The 15097-nt window shown below is 36.2% G+C and carries 13 protein-coding genes; 4 read left to right on the top strand and 9 right to left on the bottom strand.

Going from position 1 to position 15097, the window contains the following annotated elements; translation table 11 throughout:
• Positions 1-106 precede the first annotated feature (106 nt).
• From ACMAZI_RS08555 to ACMAZI_RS08545, 3 genes are all read right to left on the bottom strand, one after another.
• Entirely contained in the window at positions 107-598 is a 492-nt protein-coding gene (locus tag ACMAZI_RS08555; protein WP_412473365.1) for a hypothetical protein, read from the bottom strand.
• A gap of 115 nt (positions 599-713) precedes the next feature.
• Positions 714-1217: a hypothetical protein gene (locus ACMAZI_RS08550; RefSeq protein ID WP_412473366.1), complete on the bottom strand. Its 504-nt coding sequence runs from the start codon at positions 1215-1217 to the stop codon at positions 714-716.
• Positions 1218-1302: 85 nt separating this feature from the next.
• Complete coding sequence (locus ACMAZI_RS08545) at positions 1303-2238, bottom strand: hypothetical protein (protein WP_412473367.1); 936 nt, start codon at positions 2236-2238, stop codon at positions 1303-1305.
• Positions 2239-2358: 120 nt separating this feature from the next.
• Here ACMAZI_RS08545 and ACMAZI_RS08540 point away from each other — a divergent pair, with 120 nt between their 5' ends.
• The 3 genes from ACMAZI_RS08540 (at position 2359) to ACMAZI_RS08530 (ending at position 5491) form a co-directional block, all read left to right on the top strand.
• On the top strand, positions 2359-3462 hold the full coding sequence (locus ACMAZI_RS08540; RefSeq protein WP_412473368.1) for a hypothetical protein: 1104 nt from the start codon (positions 2359-2361) through the stop codon (positions 3460-3462).
• 104 nt (positions 3463-3566) lie between these two features.
• Positions 3567-4694, top strand: coding sequence for a DegT/DnrJ/EryC1/StrS family aminotransferase (locus tag ACMAZI_RS08535; protein ID WP_412473369.1), 1128 nt, complete (start codon positions 3567-3569; stop codon positions 4692-4694).
• Positions 4646-5491, top strand: coding sequence for a MipA/OmpV family protein (locus ACMAZI_RS08530; protein ID WP_412473370.1), 846 nt, complete (start codon positions 4646-4648; stop codon positions 5489-5491). Before ACMAZI_RS08535 ends, ACMAZI_RS08530 begins: the two co-directional genes overlap by 49 nt.
• 7 nt (positions 5492-5498) lie before the next feature.
• Here the strand turns inward: ACMAZI_RS08530 and ACMAZI_RS08525 are convergent, their stop codons facing one another.
• Positions 5499-8894: a hypothetical protein gene (locus ACMAZI_RS08525; protein ID WP_334678542.1), complete on the bottom strand. Its 3396-nt coding sequence runs from the start codon at positions 8892-8894 to the stop codon at positions 5499-5501.
• Between the two features lie 171 nt (positions 8895-9065).
• Between ACMAZI_RS08525 and ACMAZI_RS08520 the strand changes: the two genes are divergently transcribed.
• Complete coding sequence (locus ACMAZI_RS08520) at positions 9066-10439, top strand: alanine/glycine:cation symporter family protein (RefSeq protein ID WP_115362708.1); 1374 nt, start codon at positions 9066-9068, stop codon at positions 10437-10439.
• Here the strand turns inward: ACMAZI_RS08520 and ACMAZI_RS08515 are convergent.
• The 5 genes from ACMAZI_RS08515 to asd all read right to left on the bottom strand — a co-directional run bounded on the left by ACMAZI_RS08515 (position 10436) and on the right by asd (position 15063).
• The gene (locus ACMAZI_RS08515) at positions 10436-10675 is read right to left on the bottom strand and encodes a hypothetical protein (protein ID WP_115362710.1); all 240 of its coding nucleotides are present in this window, start codon (positions 10673-10675) and stop codon (positions 10436-10438) included. The two genes, ACMAZI_RS08520 and ACMAZI_RS08515, sit on opposite strands and share 4 nt — an antisense overlap.
• Positions 10676-10687: 12 nt before the next feature.
• Complete coding sequence (locus ACMAZI_RS08510; RefSeq protein WP_412473371.1) at positions 10688-11485, bottom strand: hypothetical protein; 798 nt, start codon at positions 11483-11485, stop codon at positions 10688-10690.
• 83 nt (positions 11486-11568) lie between these two features.
• Complete coding sequence (locus ACMAZI_RS08505; protein ID WP_412473372.1) at positions 11569-13113, bottom strand: DUF1254 domain-containing protein; 1545 nt, start codon at positions 13111-13113, stop codon at positions 11569-11571.
• Between the two features lie 95 nt (positions 13114-13208).
• Entirely contained in the window at positions 13209-13958 is a 750-nt protein-coding gene (locus ACMAZI_RS08500; protein ID WP_412473373.1) for a phytanoyl-CoA dioxygenase family protein, read from the bottom strand.
• Between the two features lie 7 nt (positions 13959-13965).
• Entirely contained in the window at positions 13966-15063 is a 1098-nt protein-coding gene (asd, locus tag ACMAZI_RS08495; protein ID WP_115362717.1) for an aspartate-semialdehyde dehydrogenase, read from the bottom strand.
• Positions 15064-15097: the final 34 nt, after the last annotated feature.

The following is a 15097-nucleotide window of genomic DNA, read 5'->3' as shown; positions in this document are numbered from 1 at the left end:
ACGAAAACAAAACTAAATTACACGGCAACTAGAGGGAAAGGGAAAATATTTCATGCGATATAATATCAGTTATATCGGGTAAGGCATATATTAACGTGTTGAAATGCTAAATCTTGTCACAAACCAAGCTTACAGCAGTAACTCTAGATTCATGCTTTTTAGAGTTACTTAGTACATAGTTTGCAAAACTATCATCTGCTGCAGAATTATATTGAAAATAATCAGCATCTAATGACACTTCTTGCTTGGCCAGGTTTACAATTCCACTATAGTCGTTGCGGCCAATCTCATAAGAAATCATCATTGCATTATTATCATATCTTTTAGCATTAATTTTAAGCTGGAAATTTTCACCATCAAACGTGTTGCCACATATGATATTTCTTTCTTGGTTCATTTCTGGCACATATAGATCAATTTCTCCAAGCCAACAAGTATCTGTGGATACATAGTTAACTTGATCCCATCTCTTAAGAAAGGTTTTTTCTACCTTTTCAGCGCTATGCCAGATGCTACATGTATAACGATAATTAGATGCTATAACCGAATTTGATAAAATTAGCGTGCTAACTACGGCAAGTTTTAGATGATTTTTCATAAGTTCCCCCCAGAATTTGAAAAATTACTATCATAGTGAATTTTTACTACATATCATGTAATTTTGCCCCGTGGGTACTACGGCTAAAATTTACAAAATTTTTCATCAAATCTGATTATTTCTTATTATAGTAATAATCATCGCTAAATTCTTTAACTTCAAAACATTCGATACGAAATAAGTAATGATCTGACTCTCCAAATGTTTTTCTATTATTAGCGTTATCATATGCTCTTGGACTATAGATAACTCGTGGTGTGACAGGCCATGTGGCATCATCAATTGTAGTTGGATCGTGATCTGTTTCAACGGCCGACCATTTCAGGTATCCATTGCCACCAATAAAGACGTTTGAAAACAATGAGCGATCATTGTCTAAATCAATTAATAACTTTATATCAGGGCCATATACGGCATTGTATTGCTCATGAAATACTGTATTTAAAAGACGCCCAGCATACGCACGATACGTGACTGGATTTACTTTTTTCTCAAAGATATCTACTTGGCAACGAAACGAGATATAATTTGTCGTTCCAAAATCGATTGTTGCTGTATAAGCTGTTGCACTTAAAAGACAAATAGAAACAAATATCCCAAACTTTGTAAGATTTCTCATAACTCCCCCAACTATAAAAATTATTTAACAATTTTTATCGGAAATAGGAGAGACTTAACACTTAAAAAAAAGTAAAAATTCTTCTTTATTTATCTGTATTTCTTAAGTTTAAGTATAGAGATCCTCGAAATAACGTCATTGAGCCGCTAATAACCTGTCCCTTCTTATATGGACAAGCACCGACAACATTTACTCCTTTCATCATTAATTCAGACTCAGATAATGGATTGAAGTAACTTCCCATCCATACATTTGGATATGCTGTGCGTACATGACAACCGAAGCTAGTCATTGTCACTTCCGTGATATCAGCAACGGCCTGTGCTTCTTCATAAATATATTCTTCATCGTATTCGTATCGATCACTTTGAAAGTCTTTAAACCAGCATGAAGGCCTTTTTTCATTAAATAGGCCGGCCCTTAACGTATCCACACGGCACTGCCCTTTTGGATAATCATTAAAGATCGTATATGGACTTATATGGGCCGTCTTATGATTGATATGAGCATTTTCTGAATAGATTACAGATGCATCTCTTATGGCCGCTAAGCCTCTTAGACAAAATCTATTATTATCACATTTATCAATTAACTCTTGCTTGATGTGATTTAGTGAATAATTGTTATCATCAGTTTCTATAAAGTATTTCTTTAAGCAGGTTCTTGTAGCAAAATAGTCTGACTGGCCTTCACTTGTGTACTTTTGTGTTGGCATTACTTTTGGGTATCCACCTATTAGGTGTCCGATCTCATGACAAGTAACAAGGGCCAAAGCATCCGAACTTAAGTTTAAATTACGAACAAAGCCACCGTGAAAGCTAAATTGTGCTTTACCATTTTTGTATGAGACAGAGGCATTTTCAGTTTCTGATTCCCAGTTAATATCCACAACTCTTTGAGTTGGAAGATCCTTATCATAGATTTCAATTAATTTATTAATTGTTTGTGCAAACTCTCCTTGAGAGATTTGAGCTTGGATACTAAGTGGCAGAATTAAAAGCATAAGAATAAGTGTTTTCATAAATGCTTTTTATCACCAAAATCCCCTCTTTGGTATGTAGCTTGCAAATATAACAGTATAAAACGTTTATAAGGCCAAATTATGGCCATTTTGTCTAATAAAACGACAGGAGTCGACCAAATGTTAAACAACATCAAGCTACTACTAGGTTTTTCAATTATTCTATTTATTTTTTCACCTGCTAATAGTCTCGCTTCATTTGGATCAAGCTGCCATATCAATAATGCTAGAGTTAATTACGTTCAAGAGCATGAAGGGAAGCTTTATATTGGATTTGAGAACCTTAGAGACAAGTCAGGACTAGTCTTTAATAATGCACAACAATTAACACCAACACAAGAGTCAATTAAAGAGATGCTTTTATGGGCATCACAAAGCAAGCATCGTTATTTTGATATCGAATTAGGTGGATATGCCTGTGCCTTAATCAGTGCAAATAGAGGAACGAGCCAGGTATACCTTTCATCTGAAGAAGCCATTTCTAGTATAAAGAGTGATAAGAATGATGGCTGTATTTGTGATGTAACTAACACAAGTACACCTACTATGTTTATGCTTCCAACAATGAATGAAGTTGGGGATATTCTTGAGCATATGGCCGGATTCAATGATGAGCAGATTGCTATCTTTCAAGGAGCTATGCTTGATATGTTTGCCAATATGAACCCGCAAAGATCCCAGGCAAATTCAATGGCCCTACCACTGATCTTATTAGAGAAAATATCTCTTATGGGAGTCGAGAAGATTTCAAATACACAACTCGCCTACTTAGTTGGAACTTTTCAAGACCAATTAAAACCAAAGGAGCTTGAGCTCTTAGAAGATATTGTTAACCAAATCGATAATATAGAATTTAAAAAAGATCGCAAGGGAAATACTGTCGTTAAATTGAATACTTTCAATGGTGATATAAAAATCAGATCAGAAGATATACCAATGAATACACAAAAGCAACGAGAGGCCCTTGCGGAAACTCTCCACTATGCAGAAATTGAAGATGGAGCAACACTTATATATGAAAAATCTGATGGTGATATTGGACGATATAAGAAAGTAGAAATCGACGGGATTAAAGTCGAAGGGAACTTCCCTGTTATTGGAAATTTACGAATTACACCACGTCGAGCAACAATAAATTTAGATGACGATGATGTACCTGCGCAAATAAAAGTAAGCTTTAAAAAGTTAGTCTCAGTACCCTGGACATTTGATATTAAGCAATAGGAGAGTCTAACGCTCCCCTATTGCTCAAAAAATACCATTTACGCTATTCCTAAGTCATATTCTTTGTCATATAATGTGCTAAACACATAAAATTGCGAGGAAATATGTCAATTAACGGCGTACCATTTATTACCCTAAATCGTTTCGAAAATGGCTTTCGTGAAGAATTCTTAGCTGGAGTAGAAACTCTATTTGATAACACACAATTTATTGGTGGACCTCAAGTTGCAAAACTTGAAGAAAAACTAAAAGAGAAAACAGAAGCAAAACATGTCGTTGGTTGCGCTAACGGTACAGATGCAATTCAAATTGCATTACGTGGTGTTGGCATTGATAAAGATGATGTTGTTCTAATTCCAGATATGACTTTTTGGGCAACATTTGAAGCTGTTGTTAATGTTAATGCCAAACCTGTTACAGTTGACGTAAGTCGTGAGACACTTCACTGGGATAAAGAAACTTTTAAAGAAGCTGTTGAAAAATTTAAACCAAAGGCAGCTATTCTTGTTCACCTATATGGATGGGGTTGTCCAGACACGATGGAAATTAGAAAAATTGCTGAAGATAACGGAGTTAGTCTAATCGAAGACGGTGCTCAGTGCTTTGGAACTAAAGTTCATGGCGAGTCTCTACTAGGAAGCGCAAAAGTTGCAACAACAAGTTTCTATCCTGCAAAGGTCCTGGGAGCTTCAGGTGATGCGGGAGCAATCTTTTCAACAGATGAGCAAATTATTAATACTTGTCGTACTCTAATCAATCATGGTCGTACAAGCCATTACTCACATGGACTTATTGGCTGGAACTCTAGAATTGGTGCTTACGAGTCACTATTTCTAAATATGTCTCTTGAGCACATTGATGCAAGACTAGACTCAAGACGAAAAGCAGTTAAATACTATCAAGAAAACTTACAAGGCCTACCTTTAAAAATACAAGAAGTTCCTTCTCACGTTGAAGAGAATGGATATTGTAGTGTGGCCTTAATTGATCCAGATCTTAGAGGACCATTAATTGAATCACTAAAGGCGGCCAATGTCGGTTTTGGAACAATCTATCCAGGTGCAATGAGTAAGCAAGAAGCTGCTCCAAAGTATATGGCCGGATCAATTGATAATGGAAATGCGGACTATATAAGTAAGGCCGTACTAAACCTACCTTGTTACGCTTATATCACGGAAGAAGAATGCGAATACGTTTGCCAAGTAGTAAAGAACCACTTTTCAAATTCATAAAATTATTGATTATAGGGCCTGCTCTCTTTGGACAGGCCTTAGTCTTTTCCAATGGTCGCACTGATCGCATCGATAATCTTGAAAAGCAACGAGCAAAAAGGCCTGAGCCAACTAATCAGATAGGTCTGGGCTCAAGTATATCGACATCTCTATATAAGGTTGGTGATAGTTTCGATATTCCAGTTGTTCCTTCAATCACTTATAATTACAAACGCTTCTCTTTTCGTGGAGTTGCCGCAAGTTTTAAGCTACTTCCTCTAACAAGACTTACTCTAAAGCCAGACTTTAATAAAGTAGAGGCCGAAAAAGGCACTTATAATGAAGGACTAAGAGAGAGAAATCGCTCACTTGATCTAGGTCTGAGTTTCTTACTGCCTTCTAAGTGGTTTATGACAAGATTTTCTTATGAAAGAGATATCAGTGGTCGCTCAGAAGCAAATAAATACAGTGTCTCAGTTTCTAAGGCCTTCCAATTTGAACCTTGGAAAGGTGAAAAGATTAGCCTGCTGCCAGGTATTTCATATTCTCAACACTCTAAGGAGTGGAGTCGTTATTATTTTGGAGTTACTGACACTGAAGCAAGGGCAGACCGACCGAAGTATACACCTGAAGATTCTCATCAATGGACATTGCGATTGATAGGTAACTACCCTATTACTGAAAAATATGTTTTAAATACATTTTATTCTTATACGGTATTTTCTTCGGCCGTAGAAGATAGCCCCTTAACTAAAAGAGGCTATCGTTCAAGTATATTTTTTGGATTAAATTATATTTTAGGCAAGTCTACCAGATAGTAAGAGATTACTTTAAGAACTCGTATGCTTTATGAGCAAAAAGAGCATCTGGTAGAATATATAAAGTCCAATCACTAATTTCACCATTAATAATCTTTAAATTATTTGTGTGGTATCTCTTTGCATAATAGCGTGAGAACGGACCAATATATGCTTCATTAAGCTCGTTTACGATTTGCTTAGCACGTTGCTTATAATTTACACCACTAGGCTGCTTAAGAGCTGCAACCGCATCAATTGCATCAGCAATGACTTTAGCAGCTGTCGCAATTTGCATAATTTCTGCACCTGTTGTTGAGTAATTATCATAATGAGACTTATTCTCATTTAATAGTGCAAGAGAGTCATAATTTGTTACAACTTTCTTTAAGCGGTGAACTAATGATCTCTTCGTTACATCGCTATTGTAATATAAGCGATCATAAACTGTGATAAAATCTTTTATTGTCTTAACGTTTCCAGCTTTTACATCTTTAACGATTGCATTGGCCTCATTCATAATTAAAAATAGCTCATGCTTATCAACTGTAGATGGGTTAAATACCATTTTAAAATCAAAGTTAATTGTTTTCTTTGTGTAATCAATTCCTACACCAACTTTTCTTCCCTTAAAGTTTTGGTCTTTAACAAGTAGTAAATCCCAGACAGGTCCAGCAAGACGTGGGTTAAGTTGAAGTAAGATATCATTCTTAGTTGTAAATACTTTTAAATAATTATTAAGAGCGAAACCAGCAAGAGTTGCACTTCCGTTTTCTCTACCAACAGGATTTAGCTTTGGCCCTGCAATTTTCAATACAAGCTTCTTTAAGTTTGAACCTATTAGTCCATTCTTAAGATTAACATCCCCTATCATAGCGTTAAGAATAGACCCAAACAGTCCTGGATTCTTAACCGATCGTCCAATAGACTCAAGTTCAATCTTTAGTAGAGTATTTCCTAGAAAGATTTCATCTGCATTCTTTTCAAGAAGCTCCTTCTTGTGCTCATCTAAGGCAACAGCATGCAATTTAATACGTGCTGTAATTGATGAACGATTATTAATAATTTTATAATTCTTAGCATCTCGATTAAAAATACTGTCAAATACTCTACGGCCAAACCAATTCTTCTTCTTTTCAATCTGGTTTAATGCAATCGATAGATAAAGTTGGTTATCTCCTTGTGTTCTTACAGTCAGGTCTTCAAGAATATTAACGCTACCTTCCTCAAGTGTTGCAAGTTGTGCTTTTGCATCTCTAACTTGTGGCGCTATTGAAGCTGTTAAAATCGAATTAACCATTGATTCAAACTCTCTTAATTTAATTTTAAAAGAATAATCAACAGGGCCTTCATTCTTAACATTTCCGCTTGTTCCAACAAAAGTCAGACTATCTTTCTTTTCTTGGCGATTATAAATTGTATTTAAAAATTCCTTACTACGTACTCCATTACCTATCGCTAGATCTAGGTATGTCTTATCCATTAACTTGTCGAATATTGGCTCAATATTCCAAACCTGAATATTGTTTTGAGCATAGAGGATCTTCTCACTCAATATCTTTGGATCAAGGTTAATTTGTAAACGTCCTGTATGACGATCGATACCTAAGATATTGTTAAAGAATTCAACAAGATTCTCTTCAGTCATTTCTTCAGGAATCGACGTAAACGGCCCTTGTAGATCAAGTTTTTTAACTTCAATTAGTTTATCAACTGTTTTTACAGAGTTAATAGAAGCAAAGTTATTTTTAAAGCTTTCAAGTTTTCTAATTAGATCTTCTTTAATCTCTTTTGGATCAGTTTTTTGCTCATCACCTTCTTTTGATGCAAGAGGATCACTAATTAAATATGTTTTTAAGATATTTGCAGTTGCAAGTTTTGTGAACTCTTCTAGAAAGTATCCTTTATCTGTCTTAGGTGTTAAATGAACTCGGCCTTGGCTTCCTTCACCTAGTACGGCCTCTTTAATATCAAGCTCTAAGACACCATTATCTCTCATATATACATATAGTGATAATTCAAATGGAACAGAGTCCCCATATGTCTTACTATCAAGTCTTATATCTGGATTATTAAAATCAATTCCTTCACCTTCAAGTCCCATCTCAAAAAGAGAATTTAACTCTAGATTAACTCTCCCTTTTAAAACAACACCTGGTAAGTGTGGTGCTAACACAACATTTAATTCTTTAAACAATGGTTCTTTTTCGATTAATTTAAAATCTCTAAAAAAGTTTGTGAATTGTGATACAGCATTTTGAGAAACACGAGTTTCAACAAATGGCATTGTCTTGGCCTTGCTTCCACCATTTCTATTTTCCATGTCAATAACATGTCTAAGTTTCAAGTCAGCAATGGATACTCTTAAAAACTCTTCAGCTGCGACAAAGAAGTTAATATTTGCTTTTTGTGGCTCATCAATAAAGTACAAGTCGTCTTTAGAAAGGGCCTTGCGAGCTTTTGAGATAAGAGTTGAGCGGATTTCATCAATAATTCTCTCTTCACGCACGTTCCAATTAAAAATACCTGTTGCTTCCATCAAGCGTGAGTGAAGCTTTGTTAATCTCGTTTCAACGTCTTTATTAAAACCATAAGTAATATATTCTTGTTCTCTTAATTTAAGCAATTCATTAGCGGCAACTTTTCCAGCATCACGAATCCCTTTAATATAGCTAATTGATGGATTACCAATTCCGGCCTCCACCATAAAGGCAGCACCTTGAGCTGTTCCCTTCATTTTCTTTGGTCCAATATACCAAATCTGTAGATCTTCTAAGTCACTATAACGAGTGAATCCAGTAATTTTTGTAAAGTTAAAACGCGCACGTATGCGGTTGTCTTTAATCACAATATCTTGATTGTCGAATAATTCACGAATCATTTTTGATAAGTCTTCATCAGAATAATCAGTTGGAGCTTTATGATCTGCTAGAAAATAATTCAATAGGCTTCGGTTTTTTAATAGTGCAGCTGTAACATTAGTTACCATGTGCATACCATTTGTATAATCAACGTCATCAAGGACAAATTTCTTAATTTCTAATTCAATATACTGGCCGCGAACATACGAAGGAAAACCAAGCACTAGAGAGATTGTGTGCTCGTTTAATAATTTATCACCGGCCTTATCTTCCATACTCAAAAGCATCGAATCTGGCATGATTATAGTGGCATCTAAATGAAGAGTGCGATCAATAGGATTTAAATCAATCTTGCTGATCTCTTTAAAGTAAGAATCTTCTGGCTTAACTAGAACATCTTGAAGGTCTTGTCTTAAAAACTTTAAAGGAAACTTTAGTGAAACAAGGGCCTCTTCATTTCCAAATTCCTCATCGGCAGCTTTATAGATAGCCCCGCTGTGTGTACGCTTAGCGTAGACGTGAACTTGTGTCGAAAATATCGACAGTGTCAAAAATATGGCCAACAGAATCCTTGATTTAAGCACTTTATACCTCTCTCATTTGTATGTTGTAGATATAGGTTGCAATCTAAATGCCAATTATTGTCTATAAGAATATTCAAAGCGCACCTTGTTGTAATTTCGACGAAGCTATGGAAAAATTATTGATAATTCAATTAATTACAAAGGATTTACATGAATTTCTCTGCATTTCTTGCGGAAGCCGTCGAGATCGTCTGGGGCCTGCCACTTATTATCTTATTACTTGGTGGTGGGATATATCTCGTTGCCATTTCACGTTTAAAAACATTAGCAGGTTTCTTTCACGCTTTTCGACTCATTTCAGGTAAATTCCATCACAAGAACGACAATGAAAGTAAGGGACAGATCTCTCACTTTAAGGCCTTAACAAATGCCCTCTCCTCTACCGTAGGAATGGGAAATGTTGCAGGTGTTGCAGTTGCAATATCACAAGGTGGACCAGGTGCTATTTTTTGGATGTGGGTTGGGGCCCTAATTGGGATGAATACGAAGTTTTTCGAGTGTACTCTGGCCGTTATGTATCGACGCAATGATCACCACGGAGAAATTCAAGGTGGCCCTATGTATACGATTATCGAAGCGCTACCAAAGTATATGCACTTTCTTGCTTATTTCTTTGCTGGAGCAGGCTTAATAGGTTCATTAGGTGTCTTTAATACAAATCAAATGGCAACATTCATGGCCTCTAATTATAGCATTCCTACACATATCACAGGTATATTGGCGGCCGTTCTTCTTGTCTATATTCTAATGGGTGGTGTTAAAAGAATTGGAGAGGCCACTTCTAAACTAGTGCCGGCAATGTGTACTCTTTATATTGGATGTGCTCTTATTATTATCATTATGAATTTTGGTAACGTTGCCGATGTATTTGCTTTAATTTTCAAAGAAGCATTCGCTGGGCGAGCTGCAGTGGGTGGAGTCTCTGGTCTAGCGGTAATCCATATCTTTAAAACAGGAATCAAACGAGCAACATATTCTAATGAAGCAGGTGTCGGTTCTGCTCCAATGGCCCATGGAAACGCAAAAACAAGTGAACCCGTGGCCGAAGGTCTAGTTGCTATGGTTGGCCCTTTCATTGACACAATTATCGTTTGTACAATGACTTCAATAGTAATTTTAAGTTCACTTTCTCCTGCTGAGCTACAAGAATCAAATGGTGTACTGATTACTCAAATGGCCTTTATGAAAAACTTTGGAATGGCCGGATCGCATCTTCTAGGAATTTCAATTATTCTTTTTGCCTTATCCACTGTCATTGGATCTGCTAACTACTGTGAGAAATGTTGGGACTTCTTATTTGGTGGCGTACCAATAATGGGAGCAAGGCTTACCTTTGCTCTATTCTATGCTTCGACAGTACTACTAGGGGCCGTATCTGCTCCTACAGACATGGTAAATGCAATGGATATCGGATTTGCTTTGATGGCCATACCAAATATGATTGCCACTATTGCACTAGCGCCTAAGGTTAAGCATAAATTTGATGAATATTATGAGAAGTATATTCGAAAGAGTGCAGCTTAGCCCTCTTTCGTATTAATGACTTTTTTCTCAAGTAGATCAATACGCCCCTCGAGTCTTTTAATAAGGTTTAAATAGTGGCGGTGGCAACTTAGATCCTGCATTCCACATGTATTTCGACTTAAACGAGCTTTCTTATGTTGAAGTTTGAGGCTTTTAAGATCGTCATGCTCAACATTAAGAGACAGAATTGCTGCTAATACAAGAAATGCTCCACTTAGGATAAATACTCTATTCATGCCTTACCTCTCTTATTCCTTACTCTCAAACTTATCGGCACACTCACCGAAAGCTTCAACTTTCTTTATTTTTTGCTCCCACTCATTCTTATAAGGAAGCTCTTCACAATCATTAAAGCTGACAAAATTATTCAACGTTACTTTAATTTGTCCTTCACATGAGCTAGTTTCAACAACATAAACACGATTTAAGAAACTTAATGCTTCAGCTGATCTCAAGATTTCAACATCATCTTCTTTAAAAGACTTTTCGAGATGATCTTGTATCTCATCTAAACAAATATTTTTATTTCTAGATGGAATTACTTCTTTATCAAACTCAATTTCTTCTATTTTTTGTCCATGAGGATCTGCTGGCATCATTCTTTGAATTTCATCTTGATCTTGTTGTGATAATTCATGATAGCCTCGGATATGATTCCAACCATAGCCCCAAGCATAACCAGTATGAAGATCAGGGCCACCTCCAATATAAACGGCCACTTCCATTGCTCTTCCAAAGATTCCAGAAAAAACATCTGAAACACATTGATTTAAAGCACTATCTGCATCTTTCTTATCTTGGAGAGTTCCACCATACCAATAAGCAATATCGTGCTCAACACAACAATGTTGCCATAGGGTAGGCCTGCCAATCGTTCCATCTGGTGAAACACTAGAGCAGCCATCTGTTTTAAATGGACGAAGGTAATTCTCAATTTTTTTATATGAAACCTTTCCATCAGCAATATTTAGAAAACCATATTCCTGTGCATTAACAGAATGATTGCCAATTATTGCGATAAATATGAGAAAGATAAGATATTTCATACCTATCAATGTAACAAAAAAGGGCCTATTTCTAGGCCCCTATTGTAAAGATTCAAAAGGTGTAAAAAGTTAGAACAGACTATTTATTTTGAAACCATTGAAAGGACTTTAGTTTCAACTGGTTCCACTTCTGGCAGCTTCCACTTAAGGCTTAATACATCCTCATGGGGAATGTATATCCTAGTAATGATGTAAAATGCTCCAACAGGTGCGGCCAGCCAGTTAGCACGCTTTTTTGAGTCTGATGGCATTTGATTAGAAAAAGTAATTTCAAATGATCCATCTGGATTCTTCATTAAATCACTTTCACCGCCAAGAGAATAACGTTTTAAGGCATTGTATACAAGAAGCTTAGTCTCAGCATCATAAACTGTTATTGACCAAAAACCATCATTAGGTGGATTTGAATTAAACTTCATACGATACTGCTTACTTCCAACAAGTGTATTACCCTTAGAATCTTTATAACGAATTGGATATATGGCCTCTTTCTCTCCTTGGCCTCCCAAATAGGGATGAGCAACCATTGATCTTAATGCATAATCCTGTCCAAAATTATCTAAACCAAATACATAGCTCCAGCCATTTACTATTTTTGTATGTGCGGGATTATAAATTTGAGCATTAGCGATTTCAACGCCATCTTTTAGAACTTGTTTTAAAATGTCTTGTTGAGCGGGAGTTAGCATCTCTTTTTTAAAGCCTTCAGATGTAATTCCTATCTTTTCTAATTGTTGCATTTGCGCTTTATCGATATCATTTAAAACATTATCTAAGAGATATTCATTAAGTTCAGTAAAAAACCTCAATGGATCTTTCTCATCTCCTGGGCGATTTGATAAACCAAATAATTGTACTTTCTTACCATCAGTGTATTCTGCTAATGGAGTTAACTTATATTGATCTTGTATTTCATGGACTTTTTTTAGATCTTGCTCTGTCTTTTTTAATACTTCAGTACGGCCCCAGAGCCAAACTTTTGTTGTTGGTGAACGAACAACTTTAAGGCCTTTTAACTTCTCGCTACTTCGTCCATTCCAATTTGGTGGAACAATAAGAAAATTTTGTGCATCTGTACCAGTAACTCTCGTACCAACATATTGGATAAGGTTATGCCACATATCAAATACATTAATAACATAGTATCGATCCTTCACCGCCGGAACAGATAACACCATCGGAGACTGCGAAAGATCAAGAATAGCACTTGAGTACAAAGTGTCTTGATTAGGTGTAGGCATATCAGCATCTTCTGGGCCAGGAAGTCTTCTTGCATGACCAAACTCTCCAACAGGTGCACGATAACTTGTATCTTTTTCACTTTGAGAAACTTCTGTGTATTGCCTTGAAACTTGCTCCATTCGAACTAATGTCGACCCCCATAAATATGCATTTATACCTAACGCATATGTTTCTTTTAAAAGAGGATCGTCAGCAGGAGCAATTGAAGCAACACCTCTAGAAACACCATCTTTTTGAGTAGCAGAAGCAGGAAGCCTTGTAACTTGTCCCTCAGGAGTATTACTTTGAACAAGATAGGTTACAGTAAAAACCCATGTTAGTAATACCGCTACTGCAACAGCTGGATAGCGATACTTTCCATAATTTGCTTTCTTTTTTTGTGACATAGAATCTTCCTCGACTAACGACTATATGCATTAATTTTAGAGGATCTATCAAAGACATGTTCTTAAATATCGTGAATAAAGGTAAAGAAACTCTCTTAAGAGTTTAGTTTCAAGTGTCTTCCAAGGCCTACACCTGGATACTCTCTTTTATTAGCACCTGGCTGAGCGTAACCATTAATGAGGACACGACGAGGAGAATCTGTTTTATTTAAGCTCGAAGAGTGAAAAACATATGGCCCAAAAAAAGCGACGTCACCTGCTTTTAGCATCACATCAACTGCCTCATATTTCTCAAGCATCTCATCGATAATACTAGGATCTTCTTTATAATTAAGGTGACCTTCTTGATTGGAATTAGGGATAAATTTAAGAGGGCCATTGTCTGCATTCATATCATCAATAGCAAGAAGAGTTTGAACGTAACTTCCACGGCCATCAACATCTTCCCACATATGTGTACCATATCGACGGTGTTCACTATCTTGGTGCCATTTGAATTCTACTTTTTGACCAGGTAGTTTAAAGTGGGCCTGATTAATTAATTGAACCATCTCATTAGATTCAAGGATTCTTGATACGATATTCAGTATTCGTTTATCAGCACCTACATCAAGAAGAAATTCATCGTAACCACCACACCAAACAATGCGATTTAGTGCATCTTCATTAAAGACAAATTGAGCTAGCTTTAACATTTGTGTTTCATCAAGAGAGAGACTTGCTTGATATAAATTATCAAAAGACTTTTCAATATTCTTAAGATCTTTGGGATCAAAGAGTCCTTCGACTACACAATAGCCTTGTTGATAAAAATCGTTTACTAATTTATCGTAATCTAATTCCATATAATGACTATAACACAATATTTAACATGCGACGAAGAGGTTCTGCAGCTCCCCAAAGAAGTTGATCACCTGATGTGAAAATATTTAAATATTCATCACCTAGATTCATTTTTCTAACACGTCCGACTGTTGTTTTGAGGGTACCAGACACATAACGTGGATTAAGTTTTTCTCGTGTGGCCTCAGGAGTATTTTCAACAAATTCAGTAAATTCTGAAAAGTTCTTAATCATGTCTTCAATCGTTTTAATGTCGACAGACTTATTCAATTTAATCGTTAATGCCTGTGAATGAGATCTCAGTGCACCAACCCTTACACAAGTACCATCAATAGGTATTGGATTGTCTTTTCTGCCAAGAATTTTATTTGTCTCACTAAAGGCCTTCCACTCTTCACGAGTTTGCCCCTTTTCAACAGCGCTATCAATCCAAGGAATCAAATTAAGTGCCAACGGAACACCAAAACAATCAGCATTAAGTTTTTCGCTTTTAAGTAAATTAGAAATATCTGTATCAAGCTGAAGAATCGGCCCTTCCATTATCGGATTGGCCACATCGCCAATGACCTTCATTTGCGTTAGAAGCTCCTTCATATGACGAGCACCACCACCAGAAGCCGCCTGATATGACATCGATGTCATCCACTCTACTAAGTTTTCTTGAAATAAACTTCCAATCCCCATAAGCATAAGGCTAACGGTACAATTACCACCAATAAAGTTTTTAACTCCATCATTAAGTGCTTTATCAATAATATCTTTATTAACAGGATCTAGGATTATAAGTGAGTCATCATCCATTCGTTTTGCGGAAGCCGCATCAATCCAATACCCTTGCCAGCTCACTTCATCTAGCGCCGGTCTAACCTTCTTTGTATAATCACCACCTTGACATGAGATTATAATATCCATATCAGCAAGTTCATTTACATCATTAGCATCTCTTAAGGTATGTGTTTTATTATAAATTAATGGGCCATTTTGCCCAGCTTGAGAAGTTGAAAAGAAGTATGGATCAATTTTTGCAAAGTCTCCTTCCATTTCCATTCTTTCTAAAAGAACAGATCCGACCATTCCACGCCAACCGATAATTCCAACTTTTTTCATTTTATACCCCTAGGATGTAATTTTAAATTCACAC

The sequence above is a fragment of the Halobacteriovorax sp. YZS-3-1 genome (assembly GCF_047084945.1).
GTDB classification, from domain to species: domain Bacteria; phylum Bdellovibrionota; class Bacteriovoracia; order Bacteriovoracales; family Bacteriovoracaceae; genus Halobacteriovorax_A; species Halobacteriovorax_A vibrionivorans.
The sequence above is the reverse complement of the archived record's forward strand: the minus strand, read 5'-3'. Positions and strand labels throughout refer to the sequence as shown.